This window comes from Brevundimonas sp. UBA5866 (assembly GCF_002432125.1).
GTDB lineage: Bacteria > Pseudomonadota > Alphaproteobacteria > Caulobacterales > Caulobacteraceae > Brevundimonas.
On the sequence record NZ_DJFS01000001.1, the window covers coordinates 1 to 18,788 of the forward strand.

Sequence of the window (18,788 nt, forward strand, 5' to 3'; positions counted from 1 at the left end):
GGCGGGGCCTTGCCACACAGGGCTTCCGTTGTGGGCCAGCGCGGCCGTGGCCGTGCCGCACAGCAGCAGGGACAGGGCGGCGGCGGAAAGGTGCTTCTTCATGTCGTAAACTCGGATCAACGGAAGGTCTTAGCGGCGGGCGCGGGCGGTACGGCGCGGCGAGAGGATGTCGCCCAGACGGTCGGGCGTGCCTGCTATGCGTTCAAGGTGCGGATAGCGCAGGCCGTCGCGGTAATCGAAGGTGAGGGTGCGGAAGCGGTCGTCGCGCTTGACGATCAGGGTGATGGTCGGACCGCCATCCTTGGCGGCAGTGATGGCCTCCTTGATCGCGTCTTCCGAGGCGGCGCGGTCGTTGACGGCGACGACTTCCCAGCCCGCAGTCAGGCCTTGCTGGAAGGCGAGGCCACCCCACGTCACGCTCGTGATGCGGTTCGACTTGTTCATCTGGATGCCCAGCGAATAGACGAAGTCCACGCGGCCCAGTTCCTTGTTCAGCTGGGACATGTAGGCGTTGGGCGTGTCCTTGTAGACAAGGCGATAGCCGCCCTGTTGCACGCCGTTGATCGGGGCGGGGGCGTCGGGACCGACGGCATCCACCCGCTCGCGCAGGAAGGCGGTCCAGTCGTGCGGCACGACGGCGTTCAGGGCCGCGACGACATCCTCGAAGGTGTAGGGTTTGGCTTCCCAGTTGCCGTCCTCGATGCCGAAGAAGCCGCGTGCGAAGTCATCCAGCGATTTGCGGCCACCCGTCTTTTCGCGGATCAGGGTGTCGGCATCCAGCCAGACCATCGAGCCTTCGCGGTAATAGTCTTCGGAGCGTTGCAGGCTGGGCCAGCCCTGCGGGCGGCGCTGTTGGATGATCGGGTCGTTGGTGGTGTCCTGCATAGCGCGCCAAGCGCGGGCGGGGGTGGTGGAATATTGGGCGGTGTTGTTGGCGATGACGCCCAGCGCCTCTTCCTTGGTCATCAGACCTGCACGGGCGGTCAGAATCAGGCCCCAGTACTGGGTCTGGCCCTCATAGACCCAGAGCAGGGAGTTCTGCAGTGGCTCGTTGAAGTTGTTGACCATCTGGTCGGCGGGGCGGCGCCACTTGCCGTTCCAGCTGTGGGTGTATTCGTGGCCCAGCAGGTCGCGGTCCAAGATGGTGCCGGTCGGGTCGGTGAAGTATTTGGTGGCGACGCTGTTCTCGCTGGAGCGCTGGTGCTCCAGACCGATGCCGCCCAGCTTGTCGGAAACGGCGACAAGGAATTCATAGCGGTCGAAATGGCGGGCACCGAACAGCAGGTCGGCCTCGGTCACCAGATTGCGGTGCAGGGCCAGATGCTCGTCCTTCACCTTCACCACATCGGCGCTGTCACCCACGATGTTCAGGCGGACCGACGACGGGCCGTTGGGCGACAGCTCGTACTGGGCAAAGTGGCGGCCCGCGAAAACGGGGCTGTCCTGCAGGTGCTCGAAATTGATCGGCTCCAGCTCCAGATAACCGTCGATCGTGCCCTGGTTTTCCAGCGCGCCCGCATATTGGAAACCTTCGGGCAGTTTCAGGCGCGGCAGGATGCCGATGTGGCTGCTGCGGTATCCGGCGGGATAGAGGATCGCCTTTTCCCACTGGTGGTTCAGCATGTCGGGGGTCATCACCACGCGGCCCTGCGCGCCCTCGGTCGGGGTCAGCCAGGAGAAGCTGACGTCGATGGTGTCCACGCCCTGCGGCACCTCGATCTGATAGGCCCACGGATGCAGGGTGTTGCGCACCCACTCGACGCGCTGGCCGTTGGCGGTGAACTGCAGGTTGGCGATCTGGGAGATCGGGCCGACGGGGCCGTGGTTGCCCGGAATCCATTGCGGATAGAACAGCACCAGCGGGCCGGCGCTCTCGACCGGAATACGCTGGCGGATGTTCATGACGCGGCGGTCGAGGTCGGTCGCATCGACCCAGACCTCGATATTGCCGGGACGCACCGCATCGCTGACGGCGGGGATCGGGGCCAGCGTCACGGGCAGGGCAGGGGCGGCGGCCCCCGTCTGGGCCAGCGATGGTGTGGCGATCACAAGGGCGATGGCAGAGGCGCAGACGGCCAGAGCACGACGGGACATACGGTGTTCCCCCAAGAAAGGCCGCAGGGCGGCATAAACATGTCGGGGAAAGGCAAGCCGCGCCCGCCCTGTCACGTCAAGTAAAGACCGGCGGACACGGAACAATAATCCACGATTAAGGTGATTGGCGCTCTGTCAAAATCGCCGATCAGGGATTGATCTCGAGCAGTTCGACCGTGAACAGAAGCGTGGAATTCGAGGGTATTTCATTGCCCATGCGGCGTGGCCCATAGGCCAGGTCTGCGGGAATGACGAACTCGAACGTCTCGCCCTTGCGCATCAGGGCCACCCCCTCGGTCCAGCCCTTGATGACGCGGTTCAGCGGAAAGCTGGCCGGTGCGTTGCGCTTGTACGAGCTGTCGAACTCGCTGCCGTTTATGAGCGTGCCGCGGTAGTGGACGCTGACCGTATCGGTTTCAGCGGGCTGGGCGGCGTCGGGGTGTGCCTTGCTGACACGTCGGTATTGAAGGCCGCTTTCGGTGGTGGTCCAGCCGGAACGCTGGGCATTCCATTGCAGATAGGCCTGTTGACCGGCTTCCCATTGGCTTTGGGCGGCCTGATAGACGGCCGTAGCCTGCTGATGATCGGTGGTCTGGGCACCGGCAGTCATCGGCAGGGCGGCGAGGGTGAGGGCCGACGCAGCGGCGCAAATCGTGAGCTTCATAGAGCGACGCTATCATAGGTGCCGCATCCATAGGTAGAGGCTGTTTCAGGCCGCCTGCGGCAAAAGGATGACCTCATGCGGGGACAGGGTGCGGCCTTCACAATGATTGCCATAGGACCGGGTTATATGGTCGCCGCCGATCTCGCGAATGCCCTGTGCATAGGCTATGGCGGCCATATTGGCAGCCTCTACTCCATCCACAGCGGAAAAGGCGTGGGCGCGTCGTGCTTGATCTTTCAGTATGCACAGCTGTTGCCGGACATAGGTCTCGGTCAGTGTGCCTTCCAACGGCATGACCAGTCCGTCGGCCCCGGTCTTCGTCCAATCGGTACAGGTGCCGCACACGGCGGGGAGGCGCACCGTGGCGCGGCGCACAAAGCCTTTTACCTGTGCTACGGCCTCGGCCACACGCGATACCGAGACATTGCAGGGCAGATCGCTGATTTCGATAAACAGCCGGTTCCGCACCAGAGTATTATTGGCCAGCCGCCTCAGCTTTTGCATGACGGCAATACGGCTGGATGAGTGGGCGAAAGCATCCAGTGACAGCGGTACCGTGAGGGCCAGCTCCGGATGGGCATGGGTCAGCACTTCACGGGCATGTTTCAGACGGCGCACGGCGATGACGCCCAGTGTGCGCGCTGTCAGATCCTCATGGGCCACCAGCGATTGCGTGCCGTCGCGCGTGAAATAGGTCTGGCTGCGCAGCTGGAACAGGCTGACAGCCTGTCGGGACGTGTTCCACACGGGGTCGCAGTAATAGACGGCCTCCAGTTCGGCGCCGTCAGGTCGTTTGAAAATGACGACCTTGCGCGGAGCTTTCTTGGTGCCGAAAGGTTCCCAAGGGGGAGAGTCGATCTCCGGCATGGCCAAGGAGGTGGACATGCGGGCTCCGGCCTCCAAGGTGGCGAGGCTGGTGGCGGCCTGTATCTGCGATTGCGCCACGCGACGGGCTGTGATCTGGCCGGGCTCGGCCTGTTCTATGATGGAGACGCTGATCAGTTCGGTCTGGACCTGACCCAAAAAGCGATGAAGTACGGCACGTTTCAGCATGGTGGCGCGGCTGAGCGCGCTCATGGAAGACCGGCTGGGCTGGATCAGAAGATAGTCGACCGAGTTGACCTTCAGCATCAGGTCGTCTTCCAGCGCTCCGCGCTGAAAGGTGCGTGTAACAAACTCTTCGAGCAGACCGGCATTCTTGGCCCAGCGCTCGTTCAGAGCCTCGCGGATAAAGGCCAGGCTGATGACATGGCACTGGCCGTTCTGGATGCCTTCGCGGATGGCATCTTGATTTGACAGAAGATCCGATGCGCTTCCCAGAGGGCGTATCGTCATCGATTGGGCCTGTAACGTAGAAACGCTGAACGGGCTATGCCGGGGCATAACCAGAAGCAACCGTAAGTTTATAAGCTTGACCGTTTCAGCTATCCTTCGGGGCGGCGGCTAAAAATTGGTATTTTTACGTATATCGCCCAAAGTCGAGGGGGAGCGGGGCCTCTCCTGACGCGCGAAAATTACCGTCCGGTTTGCGCGCCTTTGGTCTTTATTTTGCCGTGTCAATCGTTATATATGGCCGCTTCGCAGATTCCCTGAATCCGCGCGACGAGCGCCGAGGCCCGGTTTGAAGCCCTCCGAACCGGTGCGAAGGCGTCGCTCCTTCCCAAGGGAGCGTGACATTTGAGGCATCCTGTTCTGCCCCGCAGATCGAGGGTGGATGCCGACAGACGTTTAACGGTCACGGAACGCCCGCGGGGTGCGCCGTGGCTGCTGCATTGAGAGCTGGGTTCCTCCCCGGGGCCCACTATTGGGAAAACAGAATGGCCAAGTCCACCGACGGTCTCGCCCTAGGCAAGATCGCAGCCGCGACCTCCTTCACCGGAAAGAAGCGCATTCGCTACAGCTTCGGACGTATCCCGGAAGCCGTGCAGATGCCGAACCTCATCGAGGTTCAGCGCGCCTCCTATGAACAATTCCTGCAGCGCGAGAGCCGTCCGGGCCTGCGCCGCGACGAAGGCATCGAAGCTGTCTTCAAGTCGGTCTTCCCGATCAAGGACTTCAACGAACGCGCCGTTCTCGAATACGTCTCGTACGAGTTCGAAGAGCCGAAGTACGACGTTGAGGAATGCATTCAACGCGACATGACCTTCGCGGCTCCGCTGAAGGTCAAGCTGCGCCTGATCGTCTTCGAAACCGAAGAAGAAACCGGCGCTCGCTCGGTCAAGGACATCAAGGAACAAGATGTCTACATGGGCGACATTCCGCTCATGACCGAGAAGGGTACCTTCATCGTCAACGGCACCGAGCGCGTCATCGTTTCCCAGATGCACCGTTCGCCGGGCGTGTTCTTCGACCACGACAAGGGCAAGACCCACTCGTCGGGCAAACTGCTGTTCGCCGCTCGCGTCATTCCGTACCGCGGCTCGTGGCTGGACTTCGAATTCGACGCCAAGGACATCGTCTATGTCCGTATCGACCGTCGTCGCAAGCTGCCGGCAACCACCTTCCTCTATGCCCTGGGCATGGACGGCGAGGAAATCCTCAAGACCTTCTACGAGACCGTCCCGTACGAGAAGCGCGGCGACAACTGGGTCACCCCGTACAAGCCGGAACGCTGGCGCGGCGTGAAGCCGGAATTCGACCTGATCGACGCCGACACCGGCGAAGTGGTCGCTCCGGCTGGCCAGAAGATCTCGGCCCGTGCTGCCAAGAAGCTGCAAGACGGTGGCCTGAAGTCGCTGTCGCTGGCGGCTGACGCCCTGCTCGGCAAGTATCTGGCCAACGACGCCGTCAACTTCGAAACCGGCGAAATCTACGCTGAAGCCGGTGACGAGCTGGACCAAGCCGCCATCGAGCTTCTGGAAGCCCAAGGCTTCTCGACCATCGAAGTGCTGGACATCGACCACGTCACGGTCGGTGCCTACATGCGCAACACCCTGCGTCTGGACAAGAACACGGGCCGCGAAGACGCCCTGTTCGACATCTATCGCGTGATGCGCCCGGGCGAGCCGCCGACGCCGGAAGCCGCCGAGGCCATGTTCCAGTCGCTGTTCTTCGACCCCGAACGCTACGACCTGTCGGCAGTGGGTCGCGTGAAGATGAACATGCGTCTCGAAACTCCGGAAGTTTCGGACGAAATCCGCGTCCTGCGTCAGGAAGACATCTTGAAGGTTCTGCAGATCCTCGTGGGTCTGAAGGACGGCCGTGGCGAAATCGACGACATCGACAACCTGGGCAACCGTCGCGTTCGCTCGGTTGGCGAGCTGCTGGAAAACCAGTACCGCGTCGGCCTTCTGCGTATGGAACGCGCCATCAAGGAGCGCATGTCGTCGGTCGATATCGACACGGTCATGCCGCACGACCTGATCAACGCGAAGCCGGCGGCTGCTGCCGTCCGTGAATTCTTCGGCTCGTCGCAGCTGTCGCAGTTCATGGACCAAACCAACCCGCTGTCGGAAATCACGCACAAGCGTCGTCTCTCGGCGCTTGGCCCAGGCGGTCTGACCCGCGAGCGCGCAGGCTTCGAAGTCCGCGACGTTCACCCGACGCACTATGGCCGTATCTGCCCGATCGAAACGCCGGAAGGCCCGAACATCGGTCTGATCAACTCGCTGGCTACCCACGCCCGCGTGAACAAGTACGGCTTCATCGAGTCGCCGTACCGTCGCGTGAAGGACGGTAAGGCTCAGGACGAGGTGGTCTACATCTCGGCCATGGAAGAAGCCCGCTACACGATCGCTCAGGCGAACATCGAGCTGAAGAACGGCGAGATCGTTGAAGAAATCGTCCCGGGTCGTGTGAACGGTGAATCCCAACTCCTGACCAAGGAGTCGGTGGACATGATGGACGTGTCGCCGAAACAGGTTGTTTCGGTCGCTGCGGCCCTGATCCCGTTCCTTGAAAACGATGACGCCAACCGCGCACTGATGGGCGCGAACATGCAACGTCAGGCCGTGCCGCTGGTCCAGACCGATGCCCCGCTGGTGGGTACCGGTATGGAATCGGTCGTGGCGCGTGACTCGGGCGCTGTCGTGATCGCCCGCCGCGACGGTGTGGTCGAGCAGATCGACGGTACCCGTATCGTCATCCGCGCGACCTCGGACGTCGATGCCGGTCGTTCGGGCGTCGATATCTACCGTCTGTCGAAGTTCCAGCGTTCGAACCAGTCGACCTGCATCAACCAGCGCCCGATCGTGCGCGTGGGTGACGTGGTGAAGGCCGGTGACGTTATCGCCGACGGTCCGTCGACCGATCTGGGCGATCTGGCTCTGGGCCGTAACGTCCTCGTCGCCTACATGCCGTGGAACGGCTACAACTTCGAAGACTCCATCCTGATCTCCGAGCGCATCGTGCGCGATGACATCTTCACCTCGATCCACCTCGAGGAGTTCGAAGTCATGGCCCGCGACACCAAGCTTGGGCCGGAAGAAATCACCCGCGACATCCCGAACGTCGGCGAGGAAGCCCTGCGCAACCTCGACGAGGCCGGTATCGTGGCCATCGGCGCCGAAGTCCAACCGGGTGACATCCTGGTCGGTAAGGTGACGCCGAAGGGCGAAAGCCCGATGACGCCGGAAGAGAAGCTGCTGCGCGCCATCTTCGGTGAAAAGGCTTCGGACGTCCGCGACACGAGCTTGCGTCTGCCGCCGGGCGTTGCCGGTACCATCGTTGACGTTCGCGTCTTCAACCGTCACGGCGTTGACAAGGACGAACGCGCTCAGGCTATCGAGCGCGCCGAAATCGAACGTCTGGGCAAGGACCGCGACGACGAGCTCAAGATCCTCGAGCGCAACGTCTATGGCCGCCTGAAGCCGCTGCTGATCGGCAAGACCGCTGTGTCGGGTCCGAAGGGCATCGGTCGCGGTGAGATCACCGAAGACACCCTGTCGGAAGTTTCGAAGGGCCTGTGGTGGCAGATCGCTCTCGACGACGAAAAGTCGATGGGCGAGCTGGAAGCCATGAAGAAGCAGTTCGAGGATGCTCGTAAGCTTCTGGACCGCCGCTTCGAAGACAAGGTCGAGAAGCTGCAGCGCGGTGACGAACTGCCGCCGGGCGTGATGAAGATGGTCAAGGTCTTCGTGGCTGTGAAGCGCAAGCTGCAGCCGGGCGACAAGATGGCCGGCCGTCACGGCAACAAGGGCGTTATCTCCAAGATCCTGCCGATCGAGGACATGCCGCACCTTGAAGACGGTACGCACGTCGACATCGTTCTGAACCCGCTGGGCGTGCCGTCGCGCATGAACATCGGCCAGATCTTCGAAACCCACCTGGGTTGGGCATCGGCTGGCCTCGGCAAGCAGATCAAGGCCCTGCTCGAAGAGTGGATGGACGGTGGCGAGCGCGAGCGCCTGATCAACCGCCTCAAGGAAATCTACGGCGAGGACACCCCGCTGCCGGAAACCGACGAGGAACTGATCGAGCTGGCCCAGAACCTGTCGAAGGGCGTTCCGTTTGCGACGCCGGTCTTCGACGGTGCCCGCATCTCGGACATCGAGGACCGTCTGGAAATGGCCGGTCTGGACCGTTCGGCCCAGTCGATCCTGTACGACGGTCAAACCGGCGAACAGTTCAAGCGTCCGGTCACCGTCGGCTACGTGTACATGCTGAAGCTGCACCACCTGGTCGACGACAAGATCCACGCCCGTTCGATTGGCCCGTACTCGCTCGTCACCCAGCAGCCGCTGGGCGGTAAGGCGCAGTTCGGCGGCCAGCGCTTCGGGGAAATGGAGGTCTGGGCTCTGGAAGCTTACGGCGCCGCCTACACCCTGCAGGAAATGCTGACGGTGAAGTCGGACGACGTGGCTGGTCGTACCAAGGTCTACGAGGCCATCGTCCGCGGTGACGACAGCTTCGAAGCCGGTATCCCGGAAAGCTTCAACGTCCTGATCAAGGAAATGCGCTCGCTGGGCCTGAACGTGGAGCTGGAGAACGGCTGATCCATCGGTTTCCCTCCCCGCAACGGCGGGGAGGGGCCCCTTGTCCAAGCCCCTCTGCTCTGAATGATTTTCGCGGCTCCTGCCGCAGAAGGAACAAAGATGAACCAGGAAGTCCTGAACATCTTCAATCCGGTCCCGGTCACCCCGACCTTTGACCAGATCAAAATCGCTCTGGCCTCGCCCGAGAAGATCCGTTCGTGGTCGTTCGGCGAAATCAAAAAGCCGGAAACCATCAACTACCGCACGTTCAAGCCGGAACGTGATGGCCTGTTCTGCGCCCGTATCTTTGGCCCGACCAAGGATTACGAATGCCTGTGCGGCAAGTACAAGCGCATGAAGTACAAGGGCATCATCTGCGAGAAGTGCGGTGTCGAAGTCACCTTGGCCCGCGTCCGTCGCGAGCGTATGGGTCACATCGATCTGGCTGCTCCGGTGGCCCACATCTGGTTCCTGAAGTCGCTTCCGTCGCGTATCTCGCTGATGCTCGACATGGCGCTAAAGGACGTTGAACGCGTCCTGTATTTCGAGAACTACATCGTCACCGAGCCGGGCCTGACCCCGCTGAAGCAGAACCAGCTGCTGACGGAAGACGAGTTCTATCGCTATCAGGAAGAATACGGCGACGACGGTTTCACCGCTGAAATCGGTGCCGAGGCCGTTCGCAACCTGCTGATGTCGATCGACCTGCATCAGGAAGCCGAGAAGCACCGCGCCGAACTGGCCGACAATCCGTCGGAAATGAAGGCGAAGAAGGCTTCGAAGCGTCTGAAGCTGCTGGAAGCCTTCATCGAGTCGGGCAACAAGCCGGAATGGATGATCCTGACGATCGTCCCGGTCATTCCGCCGGAACTGCGTCCGCTGGTTCCGCTGGATGGCGGCCGCTTCGCCACCTCGGACCTGAACGACCTCTACCGTCGCGTCATCAACCGTAACAACCGCCTGAAGCGCCTGATGGAGCTTCGCGCGCCTGACATCATCATCCGCAACGAAAAGCGGATGCTGCAGGAGTCGGTTGACGCCCTGTTCGACAACGGCCGTCGTGGCCGCGTCATCACCGGCGCCAACAAGCGTCCGCTGAAGTCGCTGGCCGACATGCTGAAAGGCAAGCAGGGCCGCTTCCGTCAGAACCTGCTCGGCAAGCGCGTCGACTACTCGGGCCGTTCGGTCATCACCGTGGGTCCGGAGCTGAAGCTGCACGAGTGCGGCCTGCCGAAGAAGATGGCTCTGGAGCTGTTCAAGCCGTTCATCTACGCACGTCTGGACGCCAAGGGCCTGTCGGGCACCGTCAAGCAGTCCAAGCGTATGGTCGAGCGCGAGCAACCGGCCGTTTGGGATATCCTCGACGAGGTTATCCGCGAACACCCGGTCATGCTGAACCGCGCGCCGACGCTTCACCGTCTGGGCATCCAGGCGTTCGAACCGAAGCTGATCGAAGGTAAGGCCATCCGCCTGCACCCGCTGGTCTGTACCGCGTTCAACGCCGACTTCGACGGCGACCAGATGGCCGTGCACGTTCCGCTGAGTCTTGAGGCCCAGCTGGAAGCGCGCGTCCTGATGATGTCGACGAACAACATCCTGTCGCCGGCCAACGGCGAGCCGATCATCGTGCCGTCGCAGGATATCGTGCTGGGTCTTTACTACCTGTCGCTGGTCAAGGATGGCGAGCCGGGTGAAGGCAAGCTGTTCGCCAACATGGGCGAAATCGACGCGGCGCTCGACGCTGGCGTTGTGACCCTGCACACCAAGGTCAAGGCCCGCTGGACCGAAATGAACTCGGCCGGTGAGCTGGTGACCAAGGTGATCGACACGACCCCGGGCCGTATGAAGCTGGGTGCCCTGCTGCCGCAGAACCCGAACATCGGCTACCGTCTGGTCGACAAGAACTTGACCAAGAAGGAAATCGGTAACCTGATCGATCAGGTCTACCGTCACTGCGGCCAGAAGGCGACGGTGATCTTTGCTGACCAGATGATGGGCCTCGGCTTCAAGGAAGCTGCCAAGGCCGGTATTTCGGTCGGTAAGGACGACATCGTCATTCCGGACGCCAAATACACCCTGGTCAACGAAACCCGCGCCCAGGTGGAAGAGTACGAGCAGCAATACGCTGACGGCCTCATCACCAAGGGCGAGAAGTACAACAAGGTCATCGACGCCTGGTCGAAGGCCTCGGACAAGATCTCCGACGCCATGATGGCCGAGATCGCCCAGCCGCGAGTTCTGATCAAGGGCCAAAACCCGGACATCAACTCGGTGTACATGATGGCCAACTCGGGTGCCCGTGGTTCGCAGGCCCAGATGAAGCAGCTCGGCGGTATGCGCGGCCTGATGGCCAAGCCGTCGGGTGAGATCATCGAGACCCCGATTACCTCGAACTTCAAGGAAGGCCTGACCGTTCTGGAGTACTTCAACTCCACCCACGGTGCCCGTAAGGGTCTGGCCGATACCGCACTGAAGACCGCCAACTCGGGTTACCTGACCCGTCGTCTGGTGGACGTTGCACAGGACTCGATCGTTACCGAGGACGACTGCGGTTCGACCCGCGGCATCACCCTGCGCGCCGTGACCGAGGGCGGTGACGTTCTGGTCTCGCTGGGCCAACGTGTTCTGGGCCGTTATGCGGCAGAGGACATCAAGGAACCGGGCACCGACAACATCCTGTTCCCGGCAGATACCTATCTGCAGGAAGAGGAAGTCGAGGCCATCGATGCCGCCGGCGTCCAGTCGGTCAAGGTCCGCTCGGCCCTGACCTGTGAAGCCAAGGCCGGTATCTGCGCCCACTGCTATGGCCGTGACCTGGCCCGTGGTACCAATGTGAACATCGGTGAAGCTGTCGGCGTTATCGCCGCCCAGTCGATCGGTGAGCCGGGTACCCAGCTGACCATGCGTACCTTCCACATCGGCGGTACTGCACAGGTTTCGGAAACCTCGTTCTACGAGGCGACCAATGCCGGTGTCGCCAAGGTTTCGGGCCCGACCGTTACCGCGCCGCACGGCGACCTGGTGGCCATGAGCCGCAACGTCGTCGTGTCGATCATGGTCGACGGCAAGGAACGCGAAACGCACAAGGTGCCGTACGGCGCACGTCTGCGCGTCAAGGACGGTGCGGAAGTGGCCAAGGGCGCACGCGTGGCCGAGTGGGACCCGTACACCAACCCGATCATCACCGAAGTGGGCGGCAACATCCGCTTCGAGGATCTGGTCGAAGGTCTGTCCGTCAAGGAAGAGACCGACGAGGCAACCGGTATCGCACAGCGCGTCGTCTCCGACTGGCGTGCGAGCCCGCGTGGTTCGGACCTGCGTCCGGCCCTGGGTATCGTCTCGGGTGACAGCTATGCCCGTCTGGCTTCGGGTTCGGATGCCCGTTACCTGCTGCCGGTCGGCGCCATCCTGTCGGTGTCGAACGGTGACGAGGTCAAGCCGGGTGAGGTTATCGCCCGTATCCCGACCGAAGGTGCCAAGACCCGCGACATCACCGGCGGTCTGCCGCGCGTTGCCGAACTGTTCGAAGCCCGCCGTCCGAAGGACTGCGCTGTCATCGCCGAAATGGATGGCCGCGTAGAGTTCGGTCGCGACTACAAGAACAAGCGTCGTATCAAGATCACGCCGGAGCCGGATGCCGATGGCAACCAAGGCGAAGCCGTGGAATTCCTGATCCCGAAGGGCAAGCACATCTCCGTCCACGACGGCGATCTGATCCAGAAGGGCGACTACATCATCGACGGCAACCCCGATCCGCACGATCTGCTGCGTATCCAGGGCGTCGAGGCTCTGGCCGAGTACCTCGTGAACGAGGTTCAGGAAGTCTACCGTCTGCAAGGCGTGCCGATTAACGACAAGCACATCGAAGTGATCGTGCGTCAGATGCTTCAGAAGGTTGAAGTTCTTGATCCGGGTGAAACCACCCTCATCAAGGGCGACACCGTCGAAGTGGCTGAGGCCGAATACGAGAACGCCAAGGTCGAGAAGCGCGGTGGCCGTCTGGCTGTCACGCAACCGGTTCTGCTGGGTATCACCAAGGCGTCGCTGCAAACCCGCAGCTTCATCTCGGCGGCTTCGTTCCAGGAGACCACCCGCGTGCTTACCGAGGCTTCGGTCCACGGCAAGAAGGACACGCTGGAAGGCCTCAAGGAAAACGTCATCGTCGGCCGTCTCATCCCGGCCGGTACGGGCGCTTACCTGCGCAGCCTGCAAAAGATCGCCAACGAGCGCGACGCCGAGCTTACCCAAGCTCGCGAAGACGCGGTCGAGCCGCTGCCGGCCGATCTGGCTCTGGAGCTCGACAAGGACTGATCCTTGTCGGCCTAGGCTGAAAAAAGAAGAAGGGCGGTGTCTGCGGACACCGCCCTTTTTTCTTGGTCACTGGTTCGGTCGGGGAGGCGGAGGTTTGGGGCCGTTGCTGGCACCGATCTGTTCCTGGATTTTACGGATCTCGCGGTTGGTACCGGACATCTCGTCGAGGATTTCTCCCTGACCCGAACCACCCAGCATGGAGCCCTGTGACACGCCCACACCGCCATTGGTCCGACGGCGGGACTCATACTCTTCCATACGGTGGGCCCCCACGGCACCGAGATTGGCATCGCGGGCCGCATTGCCTGTGCCCTGCACGCGTACGCCGCGTTCCATAGAGGCGCGGATACGGCGCTGCTCGGCGCTGTCACACGATAGCCTTTCGACATCGCTCAACATCTGCGGCTGGGTACAGTCAATGGGCGTGGTGCCCTGCCCATAGTAGATGCGGCCCGTCCGTGTGGCTGTATTGCCGGATACACCTCCGCGTCCTGAAAGCGGGTCGATCTGACCGCCTGTCTGCCCGCCTGTCTGGCCACTCTGTCCTCCGCCGCCCGCCTCGGGGCGATAGGTCCAGGCGTCATCCAGAGCGCCACCTCTGGCGGCAGCGTCCAGAGCGCCTAGAGCATCCTCGTCGATACGGGCCCTGCGTGGAATGGGCGCATCGGGTGAGCCAGCCTCGTCTTCGGTTGCCTGACCGGCCTGATCGGCAGACTGGATGGAGGGCAGGCTGGCAGAAGAAAGAGGGGCCACAGCTGCATTGGCGCGCGGACCGTCTATCGCTTCGATGGTCGGACGTGTGACGGGGGCCGAAACATTGGGCAGGGCGGTTATATTGAGATCGGCGACCGAAGACGTCGGTGCGCTGTCCAGCCGCTCGACCTCCTGGGGGCGCTGTTCAGCGAGTTGGGGTAGCAGGGCTTCGATCTGTTCGACGGTTACGTCGGGGCGGGCGGCGATGATCTCCTCGATCAACCTTTCACGCTCGGCCTCGGTAATGGGCTCTTCTCTAGGCGTATCTTCGGTGTTCTCAGGCGGGATCGGGCGGTCTTGAGGAAGAAGCCGCTCTCGCTCCGGACGGGGCCTGTCCCGCTCCATATCGATCCACACCTCGAAACTGGAGTCATCGTCCAGTGAGGGAATAAATACCGTGTTCAGTGCGATCGGTACCAACACCACAATATGCGCCACGGCCGAGGCCATCAGCAGCATCGCCCTCTGCTTGCGCGGCGAGGGCGATATGGGCGGCGGCGGTGCCGACAGACTGAAACTCATGGGCTACCTCGGACAGGAGGTTTGAGGGGGAAGCCACTGGAAGACTTACAGATGCACTTGAATCTTGCGATATCACCAGTCTGTCACATGAAGTTGAGAACGGTGATGTCCATCTATCGGGGCGTCGTGACATTGCGCTCTTCAGGACGGCCATCGCGCCTGTAGGTCTGTATCGGTCCATAGGCGTCAGGTTGTGTCGAAGGATCAAGGTGACGGCCCGAGGGACCGATGCCGAAGTTCGAGCCCGGCGTGTCGGTCGGTCGTCCATTGCCGGTTTCATCATTGGTTATGGGGCGGCGTCTGAAGTTGTAGGTGTTGGTGCGCGCCCGTCCCTGGGCTTCGAAGCGGGCGTCGCGTCGCGCATCGCCTGTGCCGGGGATGCGCTGGAGGTTTTCCAGGGTTTTGACGGCACGGTCGGTAGAGCGTTCATTGCAGACCGCCCGTTCACCTTCTGACAGACGTTCTGGATAGGCGCACCCGATAGGCGATGTTCTCAGGCTGCGTGCGACGCCGCTGGCCGTCGATTCAGGCGTATAGGTCCAGCGTCCATCGGTGGATTCGTTAGCCGATACAGACGCCGGTCCGGCAGCCTGTGCGGTGGCAGCGGCGTCTGACCGCTGCGGTACAATGCGCGGCACCGGACGGTCAGGTCCACTGAAAGCGCGGGGAGGGGAATCGGATGCGCTGTCTTCGGGCTGGGCAACCCGTGCCGGTACCTCACGCGGGAGGGTGACCCGCTCGATATCGACGAAGATGGTGCGGTCCTGGGGCGTGGTGGGGACCGGCAGCGGGGCAGGGACCATATAGATGACCGCACCCAACAGAACACCGTGGGCGATGACCGATACAGCGACCCATACAGCCTTGTATGGCTTAGGTTTCCTGTAAACTGAAAGGGCAGGCGTCGCGATTGTCGTCGTCACGGATGTCCTCCGGATTTCGACGCTCCATGAACAATAAGGCGTCAATGTGTTGGATAAATTGCTGATGTTTTAACGCGTATAACGCGTGAACTTGACGCGACGCCCTCACACACGTACAAGCCGCTCACTTTCGAGACGTGGGCAGTCCGCTGTCCGCTGATCGAGTGACAACTGAACGGTCGGGCTGTGTCCCGCCGGAACGCCCAAAGCGCGCGTTCCGGTTTTTCCGTTTGGAGGACGCTCTATCAGCTCGAATACCAACCCGGGCGACCTCAGGGTCGTTCAAAAGAAGGCAATGAGGCGCTCCGGCCGAAAGGCACACGCCTCCACATCGAAAAGAGACGAATTCGAATGCCCACGATCAACCAGCTGATCCGCAAGCCCCGTAAGCCGAAGCCGGTCCGCAACAAGGTTCCGGCTCTGGAGGGTTCGCCCCAGCGTCGCGGCGTTTGCACCCGCGTTTACACCACCACCCCGAAGAAGCCGAACTCGGCACTTCGTAAGGTTGCCAAGGTTCGCCTGGCCAAGAACGGTGTTGAAGCCGTGTGCTACATCCCGGGTGAAGGCCACAACCTGCAGGAGCACTCGGTTGTGCTCATCCGCGGCGGCCGCGTGAAGGACCTTCCGGGTGTCCGTTACCACATCCTGCGCGGTGTGCTGGATACCCAAGGCGTCAAGGACCGTAAGCAACGTCGTTCGCACTACGGTGCGAAGCGTCCGAAGTAAGCAACACGCGTTCTGCGCTCTACAGATTTAAGAGGATACTCTCATGTCCCGTCGTCACCGCGCCCAGAAGCGTGAAGTTCTGCCGGATCCGAAGTTCGGTGATCTGGTCGTTACCAAGTTCATGAACTACGTCATGTACGAAGGTAAGAAGGCTGTCGCCGAAAACATCGTCTACGGTGCTTTCGACATCCTGGCCGAGAAGAAGAAAGACCAGACCGCCGTGGAAACCTTCCACCAGGCTCTGGAAAACGTCGCTCCGCAAGTCGAAGTGCGTTCGCGCCGCGTTGGTGGTGCTACCTATCAGGTTCCGGTCGAAGTCCGTCCGGACCGTCGTCGTGCCCTGGCTATCCGTTGGGTCGTCAACGCCGCTCGCAAGCGCGGTGAGAACACCATGACCGAAAAGCTGGCTGCTGAACTGCTGGACGCCTCGAACAACCGCGGCACCTCGGTCAAGAAGCGCGAAGACACCCACAAGATGGCCGAAGCCAACCGCGCCTTCAGCCACTACCGCTGGTAAGCGTCTTAAAACCGTTCCTATGCTCCGGTATTGGAACGGGCGCTATCTAAGACGATCTGGCGCGGGCATTCAGTTTTTGAATCGCCCGCGCCGTCATATCTGACAGAACGGGGCGCTCGCGGCGTCCGCTAGCTACCCGGAAGGCAAGACAATGGCCCGTACACACAAAATCGAAGACTACCGTAACTTCGGTATCATGGCTCACATCGACGCGGGTAAAACCACGACGACTGAGCGCATCCTGTTCTACACTGGCAAGAACCACAAAATGGGTGAGACGCACGATGGCGCCTCGACCATGGACTGGATGGACCAGGAACAAGAACGCGGCATCACCATCACCTCGGCTGCCACGACCGCTTTCTGGCGCGAAAAGCGCCTGAACATCATCGACACCCCGGGCCACGTTGACTTCACCATCGAAGTCGAGCGTTCTCTGCGCGTGCTCGACGGTGCCGTGACCGTTCTCGACGGCAACGCCGGCGTTGAACCGCAGACCGAAACCGTCTGGCGCCAGGCCGACAAGTACAACGTTCCGCGTATCGTGTTCGTCAACAAGATGGACAAGCTGGGCGCTGACTTCGACAAGTCGGTCGAGTCGATCCGCGACCGTCTGGGCGCCAAGGCTGTGCCGATCCAACTGCCGATCGGTGCTGAATCGGACCTGAAGGGCGTCATCGACCTGGTCGAAATGAAGGCTCTGGTCTGGGAAACCGACCAAGTGGGTGCCGCTCCGGACATCCGTGAAATCCCGGCCGACATGGCTGACAAGGTTGCTGAAGCCCGTCAGTACCTCGTCGACAACGCCGTCGAAATCGACGACGAAGCTATGGAAGCTTACCTGGGTGGCGAAGAGCCGTCGGTTGAAGTGCTGAAGCGCTGCATCCGTAAGGCCGTCATCGAAGGTCACTTCTACCCGATCCTCGCTGGCTCGGCCTTCAAGAACAAGGGCGTTCAGCCGCTGCTCGACGCCGTCGTCGACTACCTGCCGTCGCCGGTCGACATTCCGCCGACCCCGGGCATCGACTTCAAGACCGAAGAGCCGATCGTCCGTAAGGCTTCGGACGACGAACCGCTGTCGGTTCTGGCGTTCAAGATCATGGACGACCCGTTCGTGGGCTCGATCACCTTCTGCCGCCTGTACTCGGGCAAGATGGAGACCGGCCAATCGCTGCTGAACTCGTCGCGTGACAAGCGTGAACGTGTCGGCCGCATGCTGCTGATGCACTCGAACAACCGTGAAGACATAAAGGAAGCCTACGCTGGCGACATCGTCGCTCTGGCTGGCCTCAAGGAAACCCGCACCGGTGACACCCTGTGTGATCCGCTGAAGTCGCCGGTTATCCTGGAGAAGATGGAATTCCCGGCTCCGGTTATTGAAATCGCTGTCGAACCGAAGACCAAGGCTGACCAAGAGAAGCTGGGCGTGGCTCTGGCCAAGCTGGCTTCGGAAGACCCGTCCTTCACCGTCTCGACCGACCACGAGTCGGGCCAGACCATCCTGAAGGGCATGGGCGAGCTTCACCTGGACATCAAGATCGATATCCTGAAGCGCACCTACAAGGTCGAAGCCACCATCGGCGCTCCGCAGGTTGCCTACCGTGAATCGATCACCCGCGCTTGCGAGATCGACTACACCCACAAGAAGCAAACCGGCGGTACCGGTCAGTTCGCACGCGTCAAGCTGCGCTTCGAGCCGGGCGAGCCGGGCACGGACTTCGTGTTCGAGTCGGCCATCGTCGGCGGTGCTGTTCCGAAGGAATACATCCCGGGTGTTGAAAAGGGCCTGAAGTCGGCCAAGGAAAACGGCCTGCTGGCTGGCTTCCCGGTTATCGACGTCAAGGCAACCCTGATCGACGGCGCGTTCCACGACGTCGACTCCTCGGTTCTGGCCTTCGAAATCGCTTCGCGTGCAGCCTTCAAGGAACTGCGCGAGAAGGGCGGACCGAAGCTGCTCGAGCCGGTGATGGCTGTGGAAGTCGTAACCCCGGAAGAGTACCTGGGTTCGGTTATCGGTGACCTGAACGGTCGCCGCGGTATGATCCAAGGCCAAGACATGCGTGGTAACGCCGTTGTCGTGAACGCCTTCGTGCCGCTGGCCAACATGTTCGGTTACGTGAACACCCTGCGCGGTATGTCGCAAGGTCGTGCACAGTTCACCATGCAATACGACCACTACGAGCCGGTGCCGCAACACGTCGCCGACGAAGTGATCAAGAAGTACACCTAATCAGCCGTCTTTTTGACGACTGTGTCTTGAAATCGGGGCGGTTTGATAACAAATCGCCCCATATCAATCCCCAAACCTAAGTGGACCCCGGTTCGGGGACTCCAGGAGCTAGAGAATGGCCAAGGAAAAGTTCGAA

General features: G+C 61.5%; 10 protein-coding genes. 5 read left to right on the forward strand and 5 right to left on the reverse strand.

Annotated features, from left to right (window positions below):
• Positions 1 to 129: 129 nt before the first annotated feature.
• The 3 genes from B3H86_RS00005 to B3H86_RS00015 form a co-directional block, all read right to left on the reverse strand.
• Positions 130 to 2,094 carry a M61 family metallopeptidase gene (locus tag B3H86_RS00005; RefSeq protein WP_292050473.1) on the reverse strand — a complete coding sequence of 655 codons (1,965 nt, stop codon included), beginning with the start codon at positions 2,092 to 2,094 and terminating at the stop codon, positions 130 to 132.
• Between the two features lie 148 nt (positions 2,095 to 2,242).
• Entirely contained in the window at positions 2,243 to 2,758 is a 516-nt protein-coding gene (locus B3H86_RS00010) for an FKBP-type peptidyl-prolyl cis-trans isomerase (protein WP_292050474.1), read from the reverse strand.
• A gap of 45 nt (positions 2,759 to 2,803) precedes the next feature.
• Positions 2,804 to 4,093: a hypothetical protein gene (locus B3H86_RS00015; protein WP_292050475.1), complete on the reverse strand. Its 1,290-nt coding sequence runs from the start codon at positions 4,091 to 4,093 to the stop codon at positions 2,804 to 2,806.
• Positions 4,094 to 4,575: 482 nt separating this feature from the next.
• Here B3H86_RS00015 and rpoB point away from each other — a divergent pair, with 482 nt between their 5' ends.
• Both rpoB and rpoC read left to right on the forward strand, forming a co-directional pair.
• Entirely contained in the window at positions 4,576 to 8,691 is a 4,116-nt protein-coding gene (gene rpoB, locus B3H86_RS00020) for a DNA-directed RNA polymerase subunit beta (RefSeq protein WP_292050476.1), read from the forward strand.
• A gap of 99 nt (positions 8,692 to 8,790) precedes the next feature.
• Positions 8,791 to 12,981 (forward strand): DNA-directed RNA polymerase subunit beta', encoded by a 4,191-nt coding sequence (gene rpoC, locus B3H86_RS00025; protein ID WP_292050477.1) that lies wholly within the window; start codon positions 8,791 to 8,793, stop codon positions 12,979 to 12,981.
• A 66-nt stretch (positions 12,982 to 13,047) separates the two neighbouring features.
• Here the strand turns inward: rpoC and B3H86_RS00030 are convergent, their stop codons facing one another.
• The gene (locus B3H86_RS00030) at positions 13,048 to 14,256 is read right to left on the reverse strand and encodes a hypothetical protein (protein WP_292050478.1); all 1,209 of its coding nucleotides are present in this window, start codon (positions 14,254 to 14,256) and stop codon (positions 13,048 to 13,050) included.
• A gap of 113 nt (positions 14,257 to 14,369) precedes the next feature.
• On the reverse strand, positions 14,370 to 15,179 hold the full coding sequence (locus B3H86_RS00035; RefSeq protein WP_292050479.1) for a hypothetical protein: 810 nt from the start codon (positions 15,177 to 15,179) through the stop codon (positions 14,370 to 14,372).
• Positions 15,180 to 15,530: 351 nt separating this feature from the next.
• Here B3H86_RS00035 and rpsL point away from each other — a divergent pair, with 351 nt between their 5' ends.
• From rpsL to fusA, 3 genes are all read left to right on the forward strand, one after another.
• Positions 15,531 to 15,905, forward strand: coding sequence for a 30S ribosomal protein S12 (gene rpsL / locus B3H86_RS00040; protein WP_003165508.1), 375 nt, complete (start codon positions 15,531 to 15,533; stop codon positions 15,903 to 15,905).
• Positions 15,906 to 15,948: 43 nt separating this feature from the next.
• Positions 15,949 to 16,422, forward strand: coding sequence for a 30S ribosomal protein S7 (rpsG, locus tag B3H86_RS00045; RefSeq protein ID WP_292050480.1), 474 nt, complete (start codon positions 15,949 to 15,951; stop codon positions 16,420 to 16,422).
• Positions 16,423 to 16,573: 151 nt separating this feature from the next.
• Positions 16,574 to 18,652, forward strand: coding sequence for an elongation factor G (fusA, locus tag B3H86_RS00050; RefSeq protein ID WP_292050481.1), 2,079 nt, complete (start codon positions 16,574 to 16,576; stop codon positions 18,650 to 18,652).
• Positions 18,653 to 18,788 lie beyond the last annotated feature (136 nt).